The organism is Dyella sp. GSA-30 (assembly GCF_027924605.1).
In the GTDB taxonomy this organism is placed as follows: domain Bacteria; phylum Pseudomonadota; class Gammaproteobacteria; order Xanthomonadales; family Rhodanobacteraceae; genus GSA-30.
This window is the reverse complement of the sequence record NZ_AP027042.1, coordinates 1,725,162-1,747,896: the sequence shown is the minus strand read 5'-3', so window position 1 is coordinate 1,747,896 and position 22,735 is coordinate 1,725,162. Positions and strand designations below refer to the sequence as shown.

The 22,735-nt window shown below is 61.5% G+C and carries 21 protein-coding genes and 1 tRNA gene; 2 read left to right on the top strand and 20 right to left on the bottom strand.

Annotation, left to right across the window (positions count from 1 at the left end):
- Nucleotides 1-32 precede the first annotated feature (32 nt).
- From QMG46_RS07705 to rplM, 8 genes are all read right to left on the bottom strand, one after another.
- Nucleotides 33-338 carry an antibiotic biosynthesis monooxygenase family protein gene (locus QMG46_RS07705; protein ID WP_281851913.1) on the bottom strand — a complete coding sequence of 102 codons (306 nt, stop codon included), beginning with the start codon at nucleotides 336-338 and terminating at the stop codon, nucleotides 33-35.
- Complete coding sequence (locus QMG46_RS07700) at nucleotides 335-730, bottom strand: VOC family protein (RefSeq protein WP_281851912.1); 396 nt, start codon at nucleotides 728-730, stop codon at nucleotides 335-337. The genes QMG46_RS07705 and QMG46_RS07700 overlap by 4 nt, the downstream gene beginning before the upstream one ends.
- Nucleotides 727-1,263, bottom strand: coding sequence for a GNAT family N-acetyltransferase (locus QMG46_RS07695; protein WP_281851911.1), 537 nt, complete (start codon nucleotides 1,261-1,263; stop codon nucleotides 727-729). Before QMG46_RS07695 ends, QMG46_RS07700 begins: the two co-directional genes overlap by 4 nt.
- A gap of 121 nt (nucleotides 1,264-1,384) precedes the next feature.
- A complete protein-coding gene (locus tag QMG46_RS07690; protein WP_281851910.1) occupies nucleotides 1,385-2,437 on the bottom strand; it encodes a class I SAM-dependent methyltransferase in 1,053 nt (350 codons plus the stop codon).
- 339 nt (nucleotides 2,438-2,776) lie between these two features.
- Nucleotides 2,777-3,280, bottom strand: a complete 504-nt coding sequence (locus QMG46_RS07685; RefSeq protein ID WP_281851909.1) for a hypothetical protein — start codon at nucleotides 3,278-3,280, stop codon at nucleotides 2,777-2,779.
- 147 nt (nucleotides 3,281-3,427) lie between these two features.
- Nucleotides 3,428-3,501, bottom strand: a tRNA-Gln gene (locus QMG46_RS07680).
- A 54-nt stretch (nucleotides 3,502-3,555) separates the two neighbouring features.
- Nucleotides 3,556-3,948, bottom strand: coding sequence for a 30S ribosomal protein S9 (gene rpsI, locus QMG46_RS07675; RefSeq protein ID WP_281851908.1), 393 nt, complete (start codon nucleotides 3,946-3,948; stop codon nucleotides 3,556-3,558).
- A 9-nt stretch (nucleotides 3,949-3,957) separates the two neighbouring features.
- The gene (gene rplM / locus QMG46_RS07670; protein ID WP_281851906.1) at nucleotides 3,958-4,386 is read right to left on the bottom strand and encodes a 50S ribosomal protein L13; all 429 of its coding nucleotides are present in this window, start codon (nucleotides 4,384-4,386) and stop codon (nucleotides 3,958-3,960) included.
- Nucleotides 4,387-4,651: 265 nt separating this feature from the next.
- On the opposite strand from rplM, the gene coq7 reads away from it, so the two are divergent.
- Nucleotides 4,652-5,293 (top strand): 2-polyprenyl-3-methyl-6-methoxy-1,4-benzoquinone monooxygenase, encoded by a 642-nt coding sequence (gene coq7 / locus QMG46_RS07665; RefSeq protein ID WP_281851905.1) that lies wholly within the window; start codon nucleotides 4,652-4,654, stop codon nucleotides 5,291-5,293.
- A 123-nt stretch (nucleotides 5,294-5,416) separates the two neighbouring features.
- Here the strand turns inward: coq7 and speD are convergent, their stop codons facing one another.
- Nucleotides 5,417-6,202, bottom strand: coding sequence for an adenosylmethionine decarboxylase (gene speD, locus QMG46_RS07660; RefSeq protein ID WP_281851904.1), 786 nt, complete (start codon nucleotides 6,200-6,202; stop codon nucleotides 5,417-5,419).
- 283 nt (nucleotides 6,203-6,485) lie between these two features.
- Between speD and crp the strand changes: the two genes are divergently transcribed.
- Nucleotides 6,486-7,181: a cAMP-activated global transcriptional regulator CRP gene (gene crp, locus QMG46_RS07655; protein ID WP_281851902.1), complete on the top strand. Its 696-nt coding sequence runs from the start codon at nucleotides 6,486-6,488 to the stop codon at nucleotides 7,179-7,181.
- A gap of 115 nt (nucleotides 7,182-7,296) precedes the next feature.
- Here the strand turns inward: crp and QMG46_RS07650 are convergent, their stop codons facing one another.
- The 11 genes from QMG46_RS07650 to QMG46_RS07600 form a co-directional block, all read right to left on the bottom strand.
- Nucleotides 7,297-8,037, bottom strand: a complete 741-nt coding sequence (locus tag QMG46_RS07650; protein WP_281851901.1) for a hypothetical protein — start codon at nucleotides 8,035-8,037, stop codon at nucleotides 7,297-7,299.
- Between the two features lie 157 nt (nucleotides 8,038-8,194).
- Nucleotides 8,195-8,683 carry a GNAT family N-acetyltransferase gene (locus tag QMG46_RS07645; protein ID WP_281851899.1) on the bottom strand — a complete coding sequence of 163 codons (489 nt, stop codon included), beginning with the start codon at nucleotides 8,681-8,683 and terminating at the stop codon, nucleotides 8,195-8,197.
- 4 nt (nucleotides 8,684-8,687) lie between these two features.
- On the bottom strand, nucleotides 8,688-9,383 hold the full coding sequence (locus tag QMG46_RS07640; RefSeq protein WP_281851898.1) for an HAD-IB family phosphatase: 696 nt from the start codon (nucleotides 9,381-9,383) through the stop codon (nucleotides 8,688-8,690).
- Between the two features lie 3 nt (nucleotides 9,384-9,386).
- Nucleotides 9,387-10,181: an indole-3-glycerol phosphate synthase TrpC gene (gene trpC / locus QMG46_RS07635; RefSeq protein WP_281851897.1), complete on the bottom strand. Its 795-nt coding sequence runs from the start codon at nucleotides 10,179-10,181 to the stop codon at nucleotides 9,387-9,389.
- Nucleotides 10,182-10,232: 51 nt separating this feature from the next.
- Nucleotides 10,233-11,261, bottom strand: a complete 1,029-nt coding sequence (gene trpD / locus QMG46_RS07630; protein WP_281852836.1) for an anthranilate phosphoribosyltransferase — start codon at nucleotides 11,259-11,261, stop codon at nucleotides 10,233-10,235.
- A gap of 29 nt (nucleotides 11,262-11,290) precedes the next feature.
- Nucleotides 11,291-11,890 (bottom strand): anthranilate synthase component II, encoded by a 600-nt coding sequence (locus QMG46_RS07625; RefSeq protein ID WP_281851896.1) that lies wholly within the window; start codon nucleotides 11,888-11,890, stop codon nucleotides 11,291-11,293.
- 205 nt (nucleotides 11,891-12,095) lie between these two features.
- A complete protein-coding gene (locus tag QMG46_RS07620; protein WP_281851895.1) occupies nucleotides 12,096-14,255 on the bottom strand; it encodes a YehQ C-terminal OB-fold domain-containing protein in 2,160 nt (719 codons plus the stop codon).
- A complete protein-coding gene (locus QMG46_RS07615) occupies nucleotides 14,252-15,370 on the bottom strand; it encodes a VWA domain-containing protein (protein ID WP_281851894.1) in 1,119 nt (372 codons plus the stop codon). Before QMG46_RS07615 ends, QMG46_RS07620 begins: the two co-directional genes overlap by 4 nt.
- The gene (locus QMG46_RS07610; protein ID WP_281851893.1) at nucleotides 15,367-17,838 is read right to left on the bottom strand and encodes a DUF5682 family protein; all 2,472 of its coding nucleotides are present in this window, start codon (nucleotides 17,836-17,838) and stop codon (nucleotides 15,367-15,369) included. The genes QMG46_RS07615 and QMG46_RS07610 overlap by 4 nt, the downstream gene beginning before the upstream one ends.
- Entirely contained in the window at nucleotides 17,828-18,928 is a 1,101-nt protein-coding gene (locus QMG46_RS07605; RefSeq protein WP_281851892.1) for an ATP-binding protein, read from the bottom strand. The genes QMG46_RS07610 and QMG46_RS07605 overlap by 11 nt, the downstream gene beginning before the upstream one ends.
- An 8-nt stretch (nucleotides 18,929-18,936) precedes the next feature.
- A complete protein-coding gene (locus QMG46_RS07600; RefSeq protein ID WP_281851891.1) occupies nucleotides 18,937-22,665 on the bottom strand; it encodes a DUF4132 domain-containing protein in 3,729 nt (1,242 codons plus the stop codon).
- Nucleotides 22,666-22,735 lie beyond the last annotated feature (70 nt).

The window sequence follows — 22,735 nt, the reverse complement described above, 5'->3', positions numbered from 1 at the left end:
AGGGCGTATTCGCACCGAACGCCGGGAAGGCATCAGAGATCGTGGAACGCACCCAATGATGTCTCTGATTGCGTGAGGTCCTCACAGCGTCGATCAAGTGCTGCATACGCTTGTGCAAAGCGTTCGCGGAACGCCTCATAAGCAGACAGGCTGAGCCAGCGATCTATCGTGACGTACCGCCCTGGCCGATCCTTGTCTTTCAGCAGGCGGGTTTCGATGAAACCCTCCGCCTGCTTGAACAGACGCACCCATGTTCCTTCCGGGCCGTAATGTTCAACGAACTGCGCCTCGCCCTTTGGGTCGACCAAAAATTCCCACAGGCAGGTGTAGCCAGTCATGCGCGCTCTTCCCAGGCAAAATCATAGAAAACACGCAGCCCATTGCCATCGGGATCGGAGGCCGTGAACTCGTAAAGCTTCCACGGCTTCCGCTCCGGCGCGCCGACAATCCTCGCCTCCCTGTGCGTCCATGACTGATACAGGGCGTCGACCTCTTCACAACTTGAAAGATTGATCCAGATGACTACAGGCTTGGGATTGCCATAGACCTGACGGAAAGCGCCGTTGGTCAGAAATATACGGCAGGAACCACGGGAAATGCCTGCAATTCCTCCTTCCTCGTCCCCGCCCCAGTCCAGCTTGAACCCGAGGCTTCGGCAGTAGTGGTCGACCGCCACGCGAATATCGCTCACCGGGATTTCGGGGATGGCACTTGGGAAATCGGCGGTCATTTCCATTCTCCGGCTGAAGGCACTAGGGCCAGGCGCTTGATCATAGGCACGCAGGCAAGACTTACACCAAGCGACGACTCATACACGGCCGTATCATTACCTTCGAAGCCCATCGCTCGATAGAACGGTGCGGCATTCAGCGTGGCATCGAGGTGAATGTCCTCAAGCCCTTCGCTGATCGCCAGGCCTTCCAGATACGCCATCATGGTGCGCCCAACGCCACGCCCCATGTATTCGGGCTGCACGAAAACCGCGTCGACCTTTCCCGTGGCGAGATCGATCATGCCGGTGCCCACGATGTGCTCTGCCGTGACCGCGACATAGAACTTATCGACCACGCGTCTGGCAAATGTTTCGGACATCCCTCCTGAAGTCCATGTCTCGAGATCCTGCCAGGGATAGTGATCACGACACCGGGCGCGAATCGCCTCGCGGCGAATCGCGAAAATCGTCGGCGCATCATCGATGGTCGCCTTCCTTATATACACGGCGCTGCCTCGGCCTCTTTCGCTCAGTCCTTTTATCAAAAGCATCCCGATCCAGTCGACAGCGTGTTCCGTTGCTTTCGTGCACCGTAGGTCGCCTCCCGCTCCCAGCCCGAAAGGGACCCGCTGACAGCGGGCTTCTTTGGGGCCGGGAAACTCGGGACAGGCTTTAAGGCCGTGCCTCCAATACGATATTGAAGGGTGTCTCCGCAGCACGACGGAAGCGACGGAAACCACCGGCATCGACGATCACCTTGCGCAGGCGAGCCTCGCCGGCCTGCGCGCCGAGTGCCGGACCATGGCGGGCGAGCGATACCGGGACGCAGATCATCGACGATGCTGCGTAATACACACGGCCCACTGGGTTGAGGTTGTCCGCCGTGTTGTCGCCGGCGAACGGCTCGACGATCATGCAGGTGCCGTCGTCCCTCAAGGCGTCTCTCGCATGACGGGCGGCGCCATCGGGATCGGCCATGTCGTGCAGGCAATCGAAGAAGGCGATGAGGTCGAAATCGCGGCCCTTGTAGTGAGAGGCATCCGCCTGCTCGAACGATGCATTGATCACCCCAGCCGCCTTCGCCCGTTCGCGGGCAACGTCGATCGAGGGCGCGTGATAGTCGTAGCCGACGAAATGCGATGCCGGAAACGCTTTGGCCATAAGCACCGTGCTGGCACCGTGCCCGCAACCGATGTCGGCTACCTTGCCACCGCGCGCAAGCTTGTCGACGACGCCGTCAAGCGCCGGCAACCATGCACCCAGCAGATGGGAGTTATAGCCCGCGCGGAAGAACCGTTCAGTGCCATGAAACAGGCAGGGATGATGTTCGCCCCACTCCATGCCGGCGCCGCTGCGAAAGTTATCGCGCACGCGCGGATAAGTGTGGAACAACGCAAGCGCAACCTCGTAAGCACCGGACAAATCGACCGGGCCGGCGGGATCGGCAAGACATGCCGCCTGTTCGTCATTGAGCCGGTATTTGCCCGACGCCGCATCGTAGTCGACGTAGCCGCCAGCGGCCTGGTTGCCAAGCCATTCGCGCGTATAGCGCTCGTTAGTGCTGGCGCGTGTCGCCAGCTCGGCAGATGTCAGGGATTCTTTTGCCAGCGCCTTGTAGAAGCCCAGCTCGTCGCCGAGCAGGACAAGCACCGCGCTGAATGCGGCGCCGAGGTCGCCGACGGCCTTACCTAGAAATGCATTGAGTTTTTCTTCGTTGATGGACATGAGCACGCGCTCCGCAACCCAGGGGACCGGTGCGGCGGATCGTCAACGGTTCCGCCCGGCCGCCAGGCGCGGAACCGGAGACGTCTTCCTGCCGGCGGAGGATCTCCGCTACGGCCAGGGCGTGAAAGGCTCAGGAGGGCAACGTGCCGCCCGAAGCCGATGAATGCGTCATCGGCGCATCGTTCGGGACGATGGCGGGCATGGAACATAGGGACTGAAGTATAGCCCCTGCAGAAGGACCTGACGCAAGAATTTGCGTATCCTGAAAAACAAAAGGCCCCAAATAATCAGAGGCTTGGGGGAACAGCCACAGAATCAGTATCTTCTCAAAAGCCAGCGCTATTTCGCCTTGGCATCCAGAGCAATGCTTTCGGCAAGCGCATCCCTGTGGTCGATCTTCACGTATACATCGACAACCAGCCTATCCTTGTTCGAGTTCTTACAACGGATGGCGTAGCTCACGCGTGCGTCGCTATACATGACCATCTTCACAGCTGGCTCATCTTTCCCCATGGCCGGCACCGCTTTCAGAAACCTGACGTTACTCAACCTGATTCCGTTCTTGCTGAGCGGAGCAAGACCGACGGGTGAATAGTCGCTATAGAAAGTGCTGACCCAGTATTTATGCTCAGCATAGGAAAAGCCTTGAATGGGCATGGCCGACGCATCTACAACAAGCCCGGCAGCCCTCCATACAGTGCTGTCTAGGTATAGGCGCGAAGGCTGATCCCATGTCCGCCCGGAACGTAACAATCGCGCGCAATCCTGGTTCGTCGCGGCCTGAAGCGGCGAGTAGCAAATGGCGATGCCGACCAACGCTAACAACGGAGATCGAGTCTTCATGGCAGCTTCCAATACCATACTTGTGAAGCCTTATTGAAGCCGGATGCGAAAGCTTCATTTCGAAGGCACGAGTTGTCCAACAGACAAATCAAGCGCCGACGTGCCCCAAAAGAAAAGGGCCCTGATTTCTCAGGGCCCTTTTCAATTTGGCTGGGAGACTAGGATTCGAACCTAGATAAACGGAGTCAGAGTCCGTTGTCCTACCGTTAGACGATCTCCCAATACCGGGCCGATCAGTGCGCTCTGACCTGGAGCACTGAAAGGTCGAAGCGCGATTAGCGCTTCGAGAACTGGGTGGCGCGGCGTGCCTTGTGCAGACCGACCTTCTTACGCTCGACTTCACGCGCGTCGCGGGTAACGAAACCAGCCTTGCGCAGCGGCGACTTCAAGCTTTCGTCGTATTCGATCAGGGCGCGGGCGATGCCGAGGCGGATGGCGCCGGCCTGGCCGGTGATGCCGCCACCTGCAACGGTGACCTTGATGTCGAACTTGTCGGTGTTCTCGGTCAGCTCGAGCGGCTGGCGCACGATCATGCGCGAGGTCTCGCGGCCGAAGAACTGGTCAAGCGTCTTGCCATTGACCGTGATTTCGCCCTTGCCCTTGCGCAGGAACACGCGAGCGGCGGAGGTCTTGCGGCGGCCGGTGCCGTAGTTTTGCTGGATCGCCATAGTGATTCCTTAGAGTTCCAGCGCCTGCGGCTGCTGTGCGGTATGCGGATGCTCGGAGCCACCATAAACCTTGAGCTTGCGATACATCGCACGGCCCAGCGGGTTCTTCGGCAGCATGCCCTTGACGGCGATTTCGATCACGCGCTCCGGGTGGGTCGCCAGCAGGTCCTTCAGACTCGTGGTCTTCAGGTTACCGACGTAACCGGTGAAGCGGTGGTACATCTTGTCGTCCAGCTTGGCGCCGGTGACAGCCACCTTCTGCGCATTGACCACGACGATGTAGTCGCCGGTGTCGACATGCGGGGTGAATTCCGGCTTGTGCTTGCCGCGCAGACGGCGTGCGATCTCGGTGGACAGACGACCGAGGGTCTTGTCCGTGGCGTCGATCACAAACCAATCGCGCTTGACGCTTTCCGGCTTGGCGCTGAACGTTTTCATTTCGGAATACCTGGTTTACCGCCACAAAGGCGGTTGGCATTAATCAGTGAATCAAAGGCGCGAGATGATAACGGAACCTTCATCTATCGCGCAAGCCCGCCGGGTCCGACGAGCTGCGAGTCGGCGATGATAGCATGATTGCCCGGGCGCTTGAAAAGACCCCTGGACGCACTGCGACAGGTTGCCGGCTTGGCGCCCGGGAGCGGCTGTCGTCCAATAGCGTCGGTCACCTCTCACACCGCCGGCAACCGCATATGGAGTCGTTATGAACGTTCGCACGCTCAGCCCCCTGGACCGCCTGCTAGCCGGCATCGAGCGCGCCATGGAGGCCGTGGCCGGCGAACCGGAGGCCGGACGAACGTCACCGGGACATGCCGTGGACGAAGCCGACCTCGACGAGGCCTCCCGGCGGCACGCCGCCGGGCTGATGCGGATCAACCACACCGGTGAAGTCTGCGCACAGGCGCTTTATGTCGGCCAGGCGGCCTTGGCCCGCACCCCCGAGAATCGCGAGCACCTGCTCCATGCGGCAGCCGAGGAAACCGACCACCTGGCCTGGTGCGCCGAGCGCCTGAAGGAGCTCGACAGCCGCCCCAGCCTGCTCAATCCGCTGTGGTATGCGGGCAGCTATGCAATCGGCGTGGTCGCTGCAGTCGTGGGCGACCCGGTCAGCCTGGGGTTTGTGGTGGAGACCGAGCGCCAGGTCGAGGCGCATTTGGCCGAGCACCTGCAAAGCCTGCCTGAGGGAGACGAGCGCTCTCGGGCGATTCTGGCGCAGATGCAGGCGGATGAGATTCGGCATGCCCAGAGCGCGCAGGCACGCGGCGGCGTCGATCTGCCGGTACCGATACCGCAGGTGATGGGGTTGATGTCGAAGGTGATGAAGACGGTGGCTTATCGGGTTTGATGCTCCCGGCTACCCAGGAGCGTCTCCGCGAGCACCCAGCCCCCTCACCCCGGCCCTCTCCCCCGGCAGAGCCAGGGGAGAGGGCGCAGAACGAAAAACCCCGCCTTTCGGCGGGGTTTTTCGTTACATCAGGTTGCGGCCGTGGAAGAGCTCTTCGATCTCGCGGCGCAGCAGCGACTCGATCCGCTGGCGCTCCTTGAACGAAAGGTCGTCCGCATGGGCCTCAAACAGGTAGGTGTCGAGGTCGAAGTCCTTGATGTGCATCTTCGTGTGGAAGATGTTTTCCTGGTAGACGTTGACGTCGAACATCTCGTACTTCTGGCGAATGTGGCGCGCCAGATAGTCCTGCACCGAGTTGATCTTATGGTCGATGAAGTGCTTCTTGCCCTTCACGTCGCGGGTGAAGCCGCGCACTCGGTAATCGCAGACCACGATGTCCGACTCGAAGCTGTCGATCAGGTAGTTCAGGGCCTTCAACGGAGAGATGACGCCGCAAGTTGCTACGTCGATGTCCGCGCGGAAGGTCGCGATACCGTTGTGCGGGTGCGTTTCCGGGTAGGTGTGGACGGTGATATGGCTCTTGTCCATATGCGCCACCACGGCACCGGAAATGGTGTCGCGGCCCAGTTTCTCGACCACCGGTTCCTCGGAAATGAGGATCGTGACCGACGCACCCTGCGGGTCGTAGTCCTGACGGGCGATGTTCAGGATATTGGCACCGATGATTTCGGCGACGTCCGTCAGAATCTGGGTCAGGCGATCGGCGTCATACTGCTCATCGATGTACTCGATGTAGCGCGTACGCTGCTCTTCGGACACCGCATAGCAGATGTCGTAAATGTTAAAGCTCAGCGCCTTGGTCAGGTTGTTGAAGCCCTGCAAGCGTAGACGCGGGAGTGGTTTGACCACAGCAACTCTCCATGGCCGGCATGTCCGGCAATCTAGAGGGCGGGTTAGCGACAAGGGTCCCCGCTGGATAATTCGACGTGAAAGGAGTTAGCTTCCACGACCCTTGTGACCGGACCGCGACAAGGAGCCTGCAGCAGTCCGAAAGACTGCGAAGTATGCGGCAAAATTCTGGAAAACTGAACCTGCGGAGTCGTAGGGGAGTTTGCCATAATGCCCGCTGGGGAAAGACGGACTGGTTTATCAGCCTTCGGGCAATGCTTGAACTAAATCTTCGGGATAGATCGTGGCGCAACTCAAATATCAACTCCAACAAGCCTTTGAACGCTCTCAAGCACCTTCCGGCTTTGCCCCCGATCCCGCCTCCATGGAGCGATTTCTGGGTCTTTGCCATCGTCGGCGCTATCCCGGCAAGACCGCCATCATCCGCCCTGGGGACCCGGCCAACACCCTTTACTACATCATCGACGGCTCGCTGGCGGTCTGTACCGAGGACGAACAGGGCCGTGAACTGATCCTGGCCTACCTGAGCCGGGGCCAGTTCATCGGCGAAATGGGTCTGTTCGTGGAGCAAGCCCAGCGCGAATCGATGGTGCGCACCCGCACCGCCTGCGAAATGGCCGAGATCAGCTACGAGCGCCTGTTCCAGCTGATGGAAGGCCCGCTGCGCGAGGAATGCCCGAAGATCCTGTTCGCCATCGGCGCCCAGCTGACCAACCGTCTGCTGCGCACCTCGCGCCAGGTCAGCCGCATGGCCTTCATGGACGTCACCAACCGCATCTCCCGCACCCTGCTCGACCTGTGCCAGGAACCGGACGCGATGAGCCACCCGGACGGCACCCAGATCCGCATCTCCCGCCAGGAAGTCAGCCGCATCGTCGGTTGCTCGCGTGAAATGGTCGGGCGCGTGCTCAAGCAGCTGGAAGAGCAGCGGATGATCGATGTGTCGGGCAAGACGATTGTGGTGCGCGGGACGCGCTGAGCGCAGCTCAACCACGGACAAAGGGCTCACCCGAGCCCTTTGTCTTTGAACTAGGTGGATGGTCGGTCAGGCCGCTCAAGCCTGAGAAGCACTAAACCATCACTGCTCATGCAGCCTATATAACCGTTACTTTCCCCGTATCCGTTACGCAACGACCGAGCATGCAGCTGGTCACCGCCGTATTTATTGTCGGAACCCTCCCTGTTGCGAAACACAGGAGGCCGAATTCCACGAGTCGATTGCTATGCGCGCCTACCCAGTCCTGGTGACCGGTAACGCAGCCATCCCCCACTTGCAGACGAGATGCAATGTAGCCAGCGGTATCGGTGATGACCTGGGCTCTTGCTGAGAAGAATGTATTTTGGTTGGCAGGTATCGCAAAGTTCTTCGGCGCATACGCTTGCAGAATCAAAGAACCGAATAAATTTTCTTCTGTTTGCGACTGATGGGAGGCATCCTCCTCCAGAGGATCCGTGCTCTTCAGCCAAACACCATTCTGCATACCTTGCGGGGCATGCAATCTGTCCTCTTTGGCGTCACAAGCAAAGCCGGTAAGCGTATCGGGCCCCCAGGTACTCTCTCCCTTTGAGGGCGTGCTACCCCCCATTGCCTCGCACATGCCACGGTAGTAAGCCGCCGTTTCCTCGTGCTGAATCAAGGGCGTATACGTCAGGCTACCGTCGGCCTGAGTCCGCAATATTTGTTTGACAACAACCTGGGCTCCCGATGCATCAGGAAGTTGCACAACGCGCTCTATGAAATCGGGGTCACCGTTAACCGTAATGTTTCTTTGACTCAACACTTGCGCATGAGCGACGCCTGTTACGGCCAGCATTAAAATCGCCAGGTACTTCACCTTGATCCTCCAGGACTGAAAGCGCATTGATGCGCTTGAGCTCAGCCTATGAAGGAGCGCGGGAGCCGTATGTAAGGCTCCCCCGTGAAATCAACCGTTGTGTACGGCAGGCTTTGTAAGTTCGGTACGCACGCGGCCGACCATCGCGCAAATAAGCTCAGCCAATCCCGCTGCAATCGGGCTGGTAGATGTAATAAACATCCGCCCGCTCGTAATGCGAACCGGAGCGAATCGCCGGCTGCTTCACGAAGCCCGCCTTTTCGTACATCCGCAGCGCCGTCGTCAGCGCGCTATTGGACTCAAGAAACAGCGTCGCGCCCTGGCGGCGATGAAACTCGGCGATGCACGCATCAAGCAGCAGACGCCCTGCTCCCAGGCCGCGATAGGTCTCATCGACGCCCATCTTCGACAGCTCGTACACGCCCGGCGACTCCAGCAATAGGGCGCAGGTGCCAATGATCTCGCCGTCATAGCGCGCAAAGAAGATCGCTCCACCCGGCTCCAGCACGTAGCGCTCCGGGTCGCCCAGCATGACGCGATCGATGTCCTCGATACGGAAATGCTTTTCCAGCCACTGTGCGTTGAGCCGGTAGAAATGCTCGCGCAGACCCGACTCAAAGGGGATGATCTCTACCGTCGCATTCATGTCTTCAATACCACTCGACTCGCGTCACGCTGCGGCCCAGCGCGCGCTCGATTTTCTTGCATAGCACCGGCTCGCCGTTGACCAACACCGCCTCGCTGGCGACCTTGAGCATGGGAATATCGACCGACGAATCGCTATAGGCCAGATGCCAGGCATCGATGCCACGTGCGCTCAACTGCTTGACCTTCTGACGACCGATGTTGTGCAGCTTGACGCGCATACCGAACGGGCTGGGACGGAACTGCGACGCCACCACTTCGATATCGCCCAGGCCCAGCTGCTGCAAGATGCTGCTGACCAGCGTGTGCTCGCAACCAGTAACGACAATCACCCGATCGCCCGCCGCCTGGTGTCGACGCAGGGCCTGCAATGCGTCGCGATTGAACTGCTTAGGCCGGCGCACCAGCATGGCGGCAAAGGATTGCGCGGCCGCTACGTAGCGTTGCTCGTTCACACCCAGAAACGCGGTATGCACGAGGCTGCGCATTACCAGACGCCGCGAAAACGGCAGTTGCAGCAGCAACCATGGCAACGACAGGAACGCGAGCAGCTTGCGCGGCCACGCTTGTGCGTAGCGATGACGTACGAACTGGTAAAACGAATCGCCGTAGATCAATACGCCGTCAAAATCGAACAGCACCGTGCGCGGCACGGCCACTGCTACCGTTTCCGGCAGCTCCGTTGCATCCCCTGTGTGCATCGGTCAGCTACCTGTGAACAGCCGCTTCAGCTCGGCGCCGGGATCGTTGGCGCGCATGAAGGCCTCGCCGACCAGGAACGCATTGATGCCGGCGCCCTGCAGACGCTCGATATCGTCATGCGTATGGATCCCCGACTCGCTGACCAGGATGCGGTCGTACTCGATCATCGACTGCAGCTCGATCGAGGTATCGATGGTCGTTTCGAACGTACGCAAGTTACGGTTGTTCACGCCGATCAGCGGCACCGGCAATGCCAGCGCACGCTCCATTTCCTCGACGTCGTGCACTTCGCACAACACGTCCAGGTCGAGTTCGGCGGCCAGCAGCGACAGTTCCAGTAAGGCGGCATCGCCCAGCGCCGCGACGATCAGCAGGATGCAGTCCGCGCCGATCACGCGTGCCTCGTACACCTGGTACGGGTCGATCACAAAATCCTTGCGCAGCACCGGCAGGCTGCATGCGGCGCGCGCCTGCTGCAGGAAATCTTCGCTACCGTGGAAGAAATCCTTGTCGGTCAGCACGGACAGACACGCGGCGCCACCCAGCTCGTAGCTGCGCGCAATCGACGCCGGGTCGAAATCCGGGCGGATGATGCCCTTGCTCGGGCTGGCCTTCTTCACTTCCGCAATCACGGCAGGCAGGCCTGCGTCGATCTTCGCCTCGATCGCGGCGGAAAAACCGCGCGTCTCGGGCAGATCGGCCACGCGCGCGGACAGTTCGGCCAGGGGCATGCGGGCGCTACGCTCGGCGAGCTCCTCGGTCTTGCGGGCCAGGATGCGGGTCAGGATATCGGGCATGAGCAAAAGCAGACGGAAGTGGGGGGCGCGCTAAGAGTATCGCAGTCCGCGTCAGACTGGCTGTCGGGTCGCCGCCACGAACTGATCCAGCTTGGCACGTGCCGCACCGGAGGCAATCGCCGCCCGTGCCCGCTCGATACCCTCATCGATGCTATGGGCCACATTGGCCGTGTAAAGGGCGGCCCCGGCGTTCAGGCAGACAATGTCGTGCGGCACGCCGCGCTTGCCTTCCAGCGCCTCGATCAGCATGGCGCGGGACTCATCGGCGTTCTCCACGCGCAGGTTGCGGCTGGAGGCCATGGCCAGGCCGAAATCCTCCGGCTCCACCTCGTATTCACGCACTTCACCATCGCGCAGCTCGCCCACCAGGGTCGCGGCGCCCAGGGAGATCTCATCCATGCCGTCACGGCCCCACACCACCAGCGCATGCTGCGCGCCCAGCGCCTGCAGCACACGCACCTGGATACCGACCAGATCGGGATGGAACACCCCCATCAGGATATTCGGCGCGCCGGCCGGATTGGTCAGCGGCCCGAGGATGTTGAACAAGGTGCGTACACCCATTTCCTTGCGCACCGGCGCGACCACTTTCATGGCCGGATGGTGATTGGGCGCGAACATGAAGCCGATGTCAGTCTGCTGCATGCACCGGGCCACTTGTGCCGGTGACAGGTCGATCTTCGCGCCTAGCGCTTCGAGCACATCGGCACTGCCCGACTTCGACGACACGCTGCGTCCGCCGTGCTTGGCGACGCGTGCGCCGACCGCGGCAGCGACGAACATCGACGCCGTGGAGATATTGAAACTGGACGCACCGTCGCCGCCGGTACCGACGATGTCGACAAAGTGCGGATGCGGTGGCGCGTCGACCTTGGTCGAGAGCTCGCGCATCACGCGCGCGGCGCCGGTGATCTCGCCCACGGTTTCCTTCTTGACGCGCAAGCCGGTGATGATCGCTGCGGTCATCAGCGGGCTGACTTCGCCGCGCATGATCTGGCCCATCAGCTCGATCATTTCGTCGTGAAAGATCTCACGGTGCTCGATCGTGCGCTGCAGAGCCTCCTGCGGCGTGATGCTCACCCGGCGCCCTACATTCTCTTGCCGTGCATTCATGCCGCCAGCTTCTTCAGCGGCAGGCCAAGGAAATTGCTCAGCAGATCGTGACCGTACTGGGTCAGGATCGACTCTGGATGAAACTGCACGCCTTCCACCGGCAGCGTCTTGTGGCGCAGGCCCATGATCTCATCGATCGAACCGTCGGCGTGCTCGGTCCACGCGGTCACCTCCAGGCAATCGGGCAACGAGGACTGCTCTACCACCAGCGAGTGATAGCGCGTGGCCTCGAACGGATCGGGCAATCCGGCGAACACGCCTTCGCCGCGGTGGCGCACCGGCGACGTCTTGCCATGCATGATCTGCTTGGCGCGAATCACCTTGCCGCCGAAGGCCTGGCCGATCGCCTGATGTCCCAGACACACGCCGAACACGGGAATCTCAGCGCCAAGCTCACGCAGGACGTCCAGCGATACGCCGGCATCATCCGGCGTGCCCGGCCCCGGCGAAATCATGATGTGCGACGGCCTGAGCGCGCGGATACCCGCCACATCCAGCGCATCGTTACGAACCACCTTCACGTCCTGGCCCAACTCGCCCAGGTACTGCACGAGGTTGAAGGTGAAGCTGTCGTAGTTGTCGATCATCAGGAGCATACGAGGCCTAAGCTATTGAATTATAAAGTATTGACCGGCGTAAATAGCAGGAAATGCCCGCAAAAGTATCGCATTTCCATTGACCAGTACGACCCCGGCGGGGCACCGGACCTCTCCAGTGTAGCGGGCATAAACCATGCTCCGCACGGCCCGGCACCTGGTTGCACCCATCGTCACGCAACGATGGTTCGCCCATTGCCGCAGGTCAGAAATTGATCGAACCGTCCGAACCATCGATCATGCGCTCGCATTGCATGCAGACGTAGTTGGCTGCCAATAGACGTGCGGTGACATCGAGCTTTTCGCTCAAGCCCCCAAAGGCGGTCAGGCCGGCAGCAACCAGCCTGGACTGCCATCCGGACAATTCGTCCGATAGCTGAATCGCCGACTCCGCGCCGGTGCCTCGCTCGGCTTGCCGGCGCAACCAATGGCGAAAACTGCGCAGTCGCTCGGGACTCGCGGATGGACGACCCGACTGCCCGCGATCCGCTCCCGGATGACTGGGCGGACGCCTCGACTTGTTCAACCACTCCGACAATGCGTCCGGTGCGGGGCCGGCGTCAAAATGCAACGCGTCGACCGGGTTGGCATCGTCCGCCATGCCGGTCTTGATGATGCTCAAGGGTTCGCCAATCGTTCCAGTCGCTCCGTCACGCAGGCGCACCAGCAGCAGGTCGCCGATAAACCAGGTCCTTCCGGCCAACTGTTCGATGCGAGCAATGGCGTGCTCGGTATAAGGCGAATAGGGCAACTCGATCATCAGACCGTCGCCGGTTTCGTCGTACACCGGCCAGATCAGGACCTGTCGCGTAGAGTCGAAATGGGCGGCACCGATGCGACTGGGCTGCAGGACCACCCAGTCGTTCATGGGGCGGGCCTCGGCCAACAGGCTGCGTTGCTGCAGCTGTCTCGCCTGCCGCAACACCTGCCAGTTTGCGGCAGGCTGAAGCTGTTGCAGAAATGCATGTGCGGCAACCTGCTGTACCGCCACGTTCGTATGCTCTGCTGCCGACAGACGGCCCGCCGCGTTGAGCTGCGCATTCGTCAACAGCAGGCGACGTCCCGTGGCTTGCGCTGGTGCACCCAGGCCGCCCCATGGTCCGGCAGCCTTGTAGCGGGCGACAGGATTGAAGCCGCCCTGGGACTCGGGGCGTGCATCGGTGCACGAGAGAAACGTACGGTCGGCCGGTGACCAGAACAGCATCGTCAATCCGATATAACCCGAAGCGGAGCGCCAGGCGCTGGCACCCAGTCCCAACAATTCGAGCGTACCTGCCGCTTCATAGCGAGTGCGTGCCCGCCCGACCAGATGTGCTGGTGGGCCATGGGCACCGGTGCGGCCCAACGCCAGTATCAGGCCGAATGCCAGACTGATCTCGTCAAGCAGCGTGTGTTCGTCGGCGTTGCCGGCGCGATCGAGCAGCAACTCGACATGATCGGCAAGGCGTCGCAGCAGCAGCGCCAGTCGGTAGTATTCGGCGCCTTGCGCCCATACCGCCAGCGTCGCATAACGTTGCTGCACTGCCTCGGACAGATGCGACAGACCTAGCGCGATGCATTCCTGCAACAAATCACGCACAGCCACGTGCAAACGTGTGCGCGAGTCCAGCAGAGCCACCACGCCTGTTTGTGCAAGCGCATGATCCTTGCCCAGATCGAGTTCGGCGTTCCTGAGCTTGCCTGGTGCATCGGGTTCGCGCAGCGCGATACCGTGCGCGCGCTGGAATGCAAGCACGGCAGCCACGCGATACTTGGCCACCTGTGCGGTCTGTGTATCCACGATCAAGCTATCGAGCGCTCCTCCCATGTAGCGAAAGCTCATGCGCGGTCGCATGAGCTCGATCACGATATTGCGCTCGCCGCTCAATCGGATGTCTTGCTCCGGCTCCAGATCCTGCACGCACTGCCAGGCCCAGCGGTAACCGGCCTTGCCGGCGTGCTTGAGCAGATCGGCGTACGACATGGCAAGCAGCGCATCGCGCAGCAGTTCATTCGAGGGCACGGCAGAAGCGGCAGGCTCGGCGATCGGAGCCATGTTCGGTTCGACCGTATCGCGCTGCTCCGATCCGGCGCTGGACTCTTCCAACAGGCGCCGCAGCCCGATAGCCGCGCCAAGCATGTGCTGACACACGCCGCTGGCCGGGCAACTACATTGCGCCTGCGCCGGCCCGCGCAGATCAAAACGCACCTCTTGTCCGGCAAAGGCAAGATGCAGTGCCTCATCGGACTCGTTGACAATGGTCGGCGCGTGGCTTTCCAGATCCTTGTACGCACGGCGCAACAGGCCACGGTTGGCGAGTGCCGCGAATGCATCGTCGTCATAACGCGATAGCTGGGCCTGTAATTGCTCGCGCACGGTACTCACGAGATCACCTTGACCAGCCATTGCGCGAGACGCTGCGGTGTCAGCGCGGCGATCTCCATGCCGCAAGCGGCCAGGCGCTCGGCCATCTGACGGTCGTATACCGGATCCGATTGCCCGTCGAGCGAGGCCAGGCCAATCAACCTGACGCGGGCCTCGGCCAGTTGCTTGACGGCACGCACCAGCTCGCCCGGTGATGCACCCTCGCAAAAATCGGTGATCAGCACCATGACGGTTCGATGCGGATTTTCCACCAGTTGTGCGCAGTAACGGACGGCCTGAGCAATATCGGTACCGCCACCCAATTGCACGCGCATGAGCATTTCGACCGGATCGTGGGAATGGCCGGTCAGATCGACTACGTTGGTATCGAACACGACGATCTTCACGCGGAATGCCGGAAGTCCGGCAAGGATGCCGGCCATCACCGCACTGTGAATCACCGAGTCGGCCATGCTGCCGCTCTGGTCCACGCACAATATGATGTCCCAAGGCAGACGCCGCGTATTGCGCTCGAAAAAGCGCACCTGGTCGATCACCAGTTTGCCGCGTTCTGCATCGTAGTGCTTCAGATTGCGCCGTACCGTACCGGCCGCATCGAAATTCTGCGCTATCGCCATCGGTGAATGGCGAAAGCGATTCAAGCGCCCGGTCAGGGTCTGGCGTATTTCAGATTCCAGCTTGCGCTTGAGCTCCTCCACCACCTTGCGCACAATCCGTCGCGCCACCTCGAGCACTTCGCCCTTCAGGTGCCCGCGCAAGGTGAGCAAGGTACGCAGCAGTTGCTGGTTCGGCTCCAGCCGTTCGAGCGTACGCGGATCGGTGACCAGCTCGGTCATCCCGTAGCGGTCGAGCGCGTGCTTCTCGATCACTTCGACCGTGTCCTGCGGAAACAGCTCGCGCACCTCGTTGAGCCAGGTCACCAAGGTGAGTTGAGATGGGTCGAGGGAACCTGGCCCGAGCTCCTGACGCAGTCCCCTGCCCTTGTATTCGCGGCCATAAAGGTAATCGAGGGCGCGATCCATACGTGCATAGCCGCTACTGCCACCGGCAGCGCCCGGCAACCGTCTGTCGGCATATCGCCCCAATACCAGGCGCCAGCGGTCCAGGGGATTCATGCGTCCCACCATGCGTCCAGGCCATCGGATGCAAAGACCTCACGCAGCACGGCCGAAAGGGCAAGATTGGCCTGAACCTGTGCTTCATCCAGTTGATAGTCGACCAACCGACCCAGGTTGGCGGCACCATGCAATTGGGCCACTGCCTCGGCCACACGGTCGGTCTCCTTCGGCGTCATGCTGGAAAACGCCAGGCGAAGCTCCGGCAGACAGGCCACGAAAGCCGGCTCGCCCCACTGCTGCAACAACGCATCGAGCGACTGGAGCACCATCGGCTGCTGCCACGCGGTTTCTCGTGCAGTCGCAAGCAATCCACGCAGATAACCGACTGCATCCTTCGGATCGCGCAAGCCACCCAAGTGGCCGGCCAGGGCCTGGCCCAGGTCGCCTTCCATGAGTTGTCCGGCGAGATAGAGCAACCCGGCGCAAGCGCCGCGAATCACCGCGGCGGGATGGCCTGCGTGCAACTGGCCGACCATGTCCCAATAAAGTGCAGCGTCGAGGTCACGGCCGGCCGCACTGATCAACAACTCGCGCAGACGGCCCAGTGCCTCGACCAGGGCGGAGCCGTCGCCCTGCATGCTTCGCAATGAGGCACCCAGATAGATCGCACGCTCATAGGCCGATTGCAGCACGACGGGAATGCCACGCGCGTCTCGTGCCTCCAGAGGCTCGCGCGACTCCCACAGCAAGCCTATGCTGCCTGCCGCTTTGGTAACCGACTCGAACGAGGCATCGCCGGCGATCGCCGTACGCAAGGTGTCGAGCGTGCGCGGCAGGTGATCATGCAGACCCAGCACACAGGCTTGCGCCAGCATGGCGGCTGCCGCAGCAGCATCCTTGGCCTGGCCATCGGCATGGAGCCGATCCAGGCGCGCGGAAAAGCGATTCGCCACGGCCAACGGCACGGTTACGCCATAGACCGACGCTTCCACCAATGCCGCTTCGGTCGCCGCGGAATAGCTGTACTCCCATTGTTCCTGCAAGCGCTCCAAGCCGACCCCGGCGACAAAATCCGGTCCAGCCGTACGCACCGCAAAAGGAACCGCCAGCAGATTCAGCCCGTGCAACAGACGACTGGTCAGCCGATGCTCCGGGCGGCGATAGATATCCAGTGCCGCACGCCTGGGCTGGCTGTCGTCCAGGCGCAGGCGCTGGCGCCGCGCACGATAGTCGAAGTCCTTCACCAGCGGCGGCGTGGGAGCGCCAGGCGGAACGCGCCCCATGGCATGGCCGCTGAACCAGCGTTGCGCGACATGACGCACCAGCATGCCGTCAGCGTCGGCGTCGCCCTTGACGAAACAGCTTACGATGGCGTCCAGGACATCGTCGCGCAGCGGCACCGCGCGACCACGCAGCGCGGCCAGGCGCAACATCTGTTCGTATGCGGCTGCAACAGCCGGCATCGGCAAGGCGAAGTCATGGCATTCGCGCAGCTCGACGGCGATATCAAAAAGCAACTGCAAGCCCACTTCACGACGTATCCGCAACGATGCCGCCGGACTGATCCTTGCCTGCTTCTGTTGCGCCTCCCATAGAAGCTGATGCCACGCCGGCGCGGTCATGCCGGCGGAATAACCGTTCAGGCGGTCCAGCCGATCGAAGCTGTAGCGAATCAATGCAGCCGATGAATCGGACACGCGCATACCCGGGAGGCTCGGTCGCGGCTCGTCGCGCGCCAGCAACTCGGGCAGTACCACGGCATGGAACCCACCGACCACCGCAAGCACGGGACCCTCACCTGGCTCGCGCCGCCGTACTGCCTCGCGGATATGCCAGGCCATCTCCGCTTCGCGTTGCAAGGTGCCGTCGGCCTTCAACTCCTGTTCGCTGCTATCGACGCGCGACAACTGGCAATAGGCCGCGATGTCGGTAATGTAATCGCCGGAAGACCGTCCGGATGCGGTAGCTTCGAACAGATGCTCCCATAACTCTTCGTGGTCCCGGCATCCGAGCTGTTCAGCCAAGACCTGCAAATAGCGGCTGCGTCGGTAATGCCGTTCGTCGAGCAGGGACATGGCTTCTTCATCGACCTGCTCGGCCCGCTGTTCGAGCAGACTTTGCTCGGCATAGTCGAGATCGATAAAGCGTGTCGGCACACCGGCCGCCGACGCGGCGCGCAGGGCTACCAGTTCGGGCGAGTAGTCGCAGAATGGGTAATACGCCGCACTGCGCCGTTCGCCTGCGCCGGCCTGCACGCTGTGGACGGCGTAGGTATAGATCGCCAGCGGCATGCGCGCCTGCGCATCCGTCAGCAGCGGCAGCAGCGGCGTAAACGAGCGAGGGCCTTCGACCAATACAACGCTCGGCGCCTGCTCCTCGAACATGCGCTGGATATGCAGCGCGCATCCAGGGCTGTGATGGCGCACCGGAAAAATGATCAACTCCGGCGTCACCAGGCTGGCGCCCAGTGCGCGCAAACCCGCGGCGTTCAACCGCGCTGCGATATCGGGCGAATCAGCGTTCAAGCTCGCGCCGCGCCTCCAGCACGCGCTTCCACTGCGCATGACGCTGTGCACGCTGCTTTACTACGACATCGAAATAATGCCGCAACTTGCCACCGTCATCGGGGTTGTCTTTCAGTACGGTGCCGATGAGCTGGCGGGCAATATGCTCACCACCCACACTACCGTCGCCGAAATAGTGCGCATCCAGGCTTGCCGCATAGCCGACCGCGACCGCTTCGGCGGCGGACATGACTGCCGTGGGTTTTTCCACCACTACGCCTTCCGCAGTCGCACCGTTGCGAAGGTCATGGAATGCGGTGACCAACAGCTCGATCACGTCCGCGCCGAGCTCGACGTCGACCGAGGCCTGTTGCAGCAGGGCTTCGGTCTGCTCGCGTACGAGCTGGGTTTCAAGCTTGCGGTCGGCAATCGGGCGAACGGTTTCGAAATTGAAGCGACGCTTCAAGGCACTGGACATCTCATGCACGCCGCGGTCGCGCAAATTGGCTGTCGCCAGCACATTGAAGCCCCGAGCAGCGAAGACGACCGCCTCGTCGTCGGCAAGCTCCGGCACATGCAATACTTTGTCTGACAACAGGCTGATCAGACCGTCCTGTATCTCCGGCTGCACGCGAGTAATTTCCTCGAACCGGCACAACGTGCCCGTACGCATCGCTTCGTAGATGGGCCCACGCACCAGGGCTCGCTGCGTCGGTCCTTCGGCCAACAATAGCGCGTAGTTCCATGAGTACTTGATCTGGTCTTCGGTGGTGCCGGCCGTGCCCTGGATGGTGCAGGTCGACTGCCCGGATATCGCCGCCGAGAGCAACTCGGAAAGCATCGATTTGGCGGTTCCCGGCTCGCCTACGAGCAACAGGCCGCGATTGCTCATCAGGGTGACGATGCAGCGATCGATCAGGGCGTCGTCACCGTAAAACTTGCGCCGTACATCGCGCTTGCTGTCGCCGATGATGAAAGCGCGTACCGCGCGCGGCGACAGGCGCCAGCCTTCAGGACGCGGCCCAGTATCGCCCTCGGCAAGGCGGGACAATTCACCGGCGTGGACCTGCTCGGCCGGCGCACGCAGGATAGCTCGTGAAAATTCGCTCATGGGGCGTCTCAGTACTCGCTCTTTTTCTGCCAATCCGGATCGAACCCGGTACCTTCCGCGGCGATGAGGCGCAGATCGTTGTAGCACTCGGACAACAGGATCTTGGGCACCTTCGACAAGGCCAGCTCGTTGCGGTGCCAATGGTTTTCACCGCTGGGCACGAAGGAAAGATGGACCAGCGCGACCTTGCGGTTCTCCTCCGGCAGCGGCCCACCGGTAAACTGCACGATGGCGGTCAGCCCCAGTGTCGGGAACCGCTTTTCGTAGGTATAGAACCAGCCGCCATCCTCTGCCGCGCCACGCGTATAGCCGAGCTTCAAGGCGCGCCCACGCAGGGCGAATGTCTCCAGCATGTGGCCTTCGAAATCCTGGATGTTGCTCTTGGACAACTGCTCGGCCGAGGGCTGGAATACGCCTTTGCCAAGTTGTTGGAACAGCGGCACGATTTCATAGTCGGCCAGATGCTGCTGCCATTGCGTAACGGCGCCTTCGGCGAGCAGCGTGTCATGCGCGATGCGCACGCGTGCATCCGCCGGCAACGTGACTTCGTTGTCCTCGCAGTCGGTCAATGTGCCATCGTCCAGCGGACGAAAACTTGCGGTGGCGACGCCACCTTCCATCTGGACCCATACCAGGCGCTGCAGCAGGCGGCGCACGATGGGGTGGCGATTGAGGTAGGTGTTCCAGTCGTCGAACGACCAGTCGCGTTCCGTACACAAGGCTTCGTAGAGGCGATCGGTCTGTAGCTCCACGATCGACTTGATCGATTTCTTGCTGGCGGAGAAGGCTTTCTTCGCTTCCTTGGCCTGGTCGGCATCGTCGTCCTGGCGCGGCGTGGGCAGCGAGGCGATTTTCTTGCCGTCCGGATTGAACAACTCGACCTTGAAGTCTGCCATCAGGCGCGCCGTGAAGACACGCTCGCCATAGCTGAGCTCCATCGTGCCGTTGTTGTCGAAACCCGCTGCGGGCATGGTGCGATCGGCCAGCTCCGACAGACTCCAGTTATTACGGTCGGCCAGCGCCTCGGCCTGACGTGTCGCCTCTTCCTGGAAACTCTTGGTACGAAACCGGTTGCCGATCGAAAGCATGAGTTGCGTCGCGGTCGGGTGCTCGATCCAGGCGAGCATCGCGATCAGGGCTTTGCCCTGGGATGCTCGCGTGCCGTAGTACTCCTTGAGAAAACGTGCGACCGGATCGGCCGCGCCCGCGCCTGCGCAGGCGGCGGCCACGGCCAAGACGCCCTTGCTGCCGGTGGCGGAAGCCTGTGGCTGGCGCAGAAATCCGGGTAGGTAATGTGCGATGAGCTCCTCCACCGATTTGCCCAGCAAAGGGCTATCGGTGTAGTACTGCGGGCTACGCTGCATCCAGTTGTGCATGGTTTGTGCGTGGCTGGTGGCACGGCGCATGGCCTCGTCCGACGGAATCGGCTTTATATCCTCGCGCAGCCAGTTTTCCAGCACGAACTGTCCAAAGCGCTCGCGGTCGCGCGGTTCGAACATGGCGCAGTACTTGCGCAGCACGGCGTTGGGTTCGGCTGATTTCTGCTTGACTGCCTGCACCAGCATCCAGCGCAGCACATTGACCGTCACGCCCTCGCCCGAATCGTCCCAGCGCACTGCGGGCAGCGCATTCCAAGGGAACCATTCGAGGTCCTTGGGCAGGCCCTTACTCAGCGATTTGGCGGCTTCAACAGCCAGTTTGTCGCGATCGAGGTATTTCTCCACAGGCCGACCGAGCGCCTGCAAGGCATCGAGCATGGCCCCCTTGGGCAGGTCGTGCTTTTCCTTTTCGACGGCTTGCTCCAGCGCGGGGATTGCCGGTGCGTGTCGCAACCGCCCCAACCACTGCGCAGCCACCTCGCGCACTTCGGATTTTCCGTCTGCCAGCGCGCCGATAATGCGCGCCTCCTTGCCGGGCAGGTTGCCCAGGGCCTCCTGTGCGGCGAGGCGCTCGCTCTTGGCGATGCCCAACGCCAGATCGAACAGAGCATTGACCACGATCGGCGGCGGTGACGGCAGGCTGGCGACAGCACGGAACAATGCGGAACGATCGAAGTAATAATCTTTTACCTGTCCCAATGCCTGGCTCAGCACCTCCAGCCGCGAGGCGAAGTAAGGCCAGACTGCATCGCTTGACCAGGTTTCTCCCAAAGGCGACCAGGTTCGGCAATAGGCATGGAATGGTGCGTCGGTATCCATTCCCGCCGAATCCATGATCTGTGCCAGCTCGATCAGGGTCGGGCGCGACGTAGCGCGATGCAAGGCGTTGAAGACCGCCACCGCGATATTCGATATACGTCCTTTCTCGTCCGTCATCGAACCGAAGAACGAGAGCGTCTTGAACATCAGCGTCGGACTGGAATGCTCCCAACCGGCCAACTTGGTCAATGCCGGCCCGGTATGGCGCCAGCCTGTACGAGCTCCTCGCGGTGGCTGATTCCACGCCGGCGCGGGAGAGTCGATGTAGCTCTTGAGCAGCGCGAGGCTGTCGTCGGTGTAGTGTGCATCCTGATGCAAGCCGTAGTTACGCCCCTTGGCCAACGCGGCCTGGTGACTTTCGCGCATCTGCCGATTGACCCGATCGACCGACTCATTCAGTTCCTGCCAAAGCTTGTCGAGCCGGGCGGAGACCTGGGGCGTGAGTAGGCCGGTCCACTCGATCGTCGGGATTTCGTAGTCGTAGTGCGTTCTTTCAGTGGCCTCGACCGCCTGTTGCTGACTGGCCCATTCCCCGACGAGAGCCTGCACCGATGGAGCCTTATCCGCCGTCGCAACGTCGCGTGCGTAGCTACGAAGATTCTCGTCGTCGCGCAGTTGCGCCAGCGTCCATAGCAGGCGCAACGCATTGACGCGCTGATCAGGCTTGCCGGAACCGGCGATCAGCTTCAACGGTGCATACATGGCCGTGGCGCAGCGATGAAGCAACGGCTCGACGGCCGCTCGCACCTGTTTGCTGTTGGAGACCGCCAGTTCGGCCAACTCATCCACAAACAATGCCAGGATCGCGGTATCGACAGGCTCTAGCATCTTGGCGACATGCAGGCGCTGTTGCACGGATGTCGGTAACAGTAGCGGACGCAGCGTCTCGGCGTGACGCTCCACCCAGCCCGCATAGCCAATGATGTCAGTAACCATCAACAGACGCTGCTGCGCGCCATAGGCCGAATCGACTGGTGTGGCAAAGCACGCAGCAAGCAAGGCAGCGGCAGGCTGTCCCGTCTCCAGCAGCAGGGCTTCCATCAAGTTGGCGGAAATACCCACCGCCTTGGGGCGCTCACTCGACCACCCACCGGGGCTCGTCCCTCCGCTGTTCATCATGAGCATCTCAGCCCAGTGCGAACCATCCGGCATGACAATGCGAAAGCGGTTCGCCTGGCTGCCCATGCTCGCTTCGAGCAAGCGCGCCCAACGCAACAGCATCGCTGGCGGGACGTCATCCAGGTCGCGATAAACGGCAACGCTGACATCGTTTCGATCGCGGCGGCCGTAGTGATAGCCGGTGACCATGAGATGCATGCCTACTTTGGCGCGCTGCCCGGCCTCGCCAAGAATGGCGGTCGGTTCTCCAGTCGACACATAGGACAGCAGATCCGCGGAAAGTCCCGCTCTGCCTTCGCCCTGCGGCAGATGGTCCAAACCGGCCAGCCATGTCTTGAGCCGCGCGGTCCAATCGTTAGCGACATCCTTAGGTGCATTCTCGCCAGGCCGACCCAATGCCTTCTCGATCCACTTGAGCACACTATCCCCTGCTTGTTGGCTTATCCCTTACCACCACTAAGCATATAACGGGTTTTGGACCGCGGTATTT

Coding starts and splice junctions, on each gene's coding strand:
- QMG46_RS07705 (WP_281851913.1), bottom strand. CDS start 338: ATGACTGGCTACACCTGCCTGTGGGAATTTTTGGTCGACCCAAAGGGC.
- QMG46_RS07700 (WP_281851912.1), bottom strand. CDS start 730: ATGACCGCCGATTTCCCAAGTGCCATCCCCGAAATCCCGGTGAGCGAT.
- QMG46_RS07695 (WP_281851911.1), bottom strand. CDS start 1,263: ATGCTTTTGATAAAAGGACTGAGCGAAAGAGGCCGAGGCAGCGCCGTG.
- QMG46_RS07690 (WP_281851910.1), bottom strand. CDS start 2,437: ATGTCCATCAACGAAGAAAAACTCAATGCATTTCTAGGTAAGGCCGTC.
- QMG46_RS07685 (WP_281851909.1), bottom strand. CDS start 3,280: ATGAAGACTCGATCTCCGTTGTTAGCGTTGGTCGGCATCGCCATTTGC.
- rpsI (WP_281851908.1), bottom strand. CDS start 3,948: ATGGCGATCCAGCAAAACTACGGCACCGGCCGCCGCAAGACCTCCGCC.
- rplM (WP_281851906.1), bottom strand. CDS start 4,386: ATGAAAACGTTCAGCGCCAAGCCGGAAAGCGTCAAGCGCGATTGGTTT.
- coq7 (WP_281851905.1), top strand. CDS start 4,652: ATGAACGTTCGCACGCTCAGCCCCCTGGACCGCCTGCTAGCCGGCATC.
- QMG46_RS07645 (WP_281851899.1), bottom strand. CDS start 8,683: ATGAATGCGACGGTAGAGATCATCCCCTTTGAGTCGGGTCTGCGCGAG.
- QMG46_RS07640 (WP_281851898.1), bottom strand. CDS start 9,383: ATGCACACAGGGGATGCAACGGAGCTGCCGGAAACGGTAGCAGTGGCC.
- trpC (WP_281851897.1), bottom strand. CDS start 10,181: ATGCCCGATATCCTGACCCGCATCCTGGCCCGCAAGACCGAGGAGCTC.
- QMG46_RS07625 (WP_281851896.1), bottom strand. CDS start 11,890: ATGCTCCTGATGATCGACAACTACGACAGCTTCACCTTCAACCTCGTG.
- QMG46_RS07615 (WP_281851894.1), bottom strand. CDS start 15,370: ATGAATCCCCTGGACCGCTGGCGCCTGGTATTGGGGCGATATGCCGAC.
- QMG46_RS07605 (WP_281851892.1), bottom strand. CDS start 18,928: ATGAGCGAATTTTCACGAGCTATCCTGCGTGCGCCGGCCGAGCAGGTC.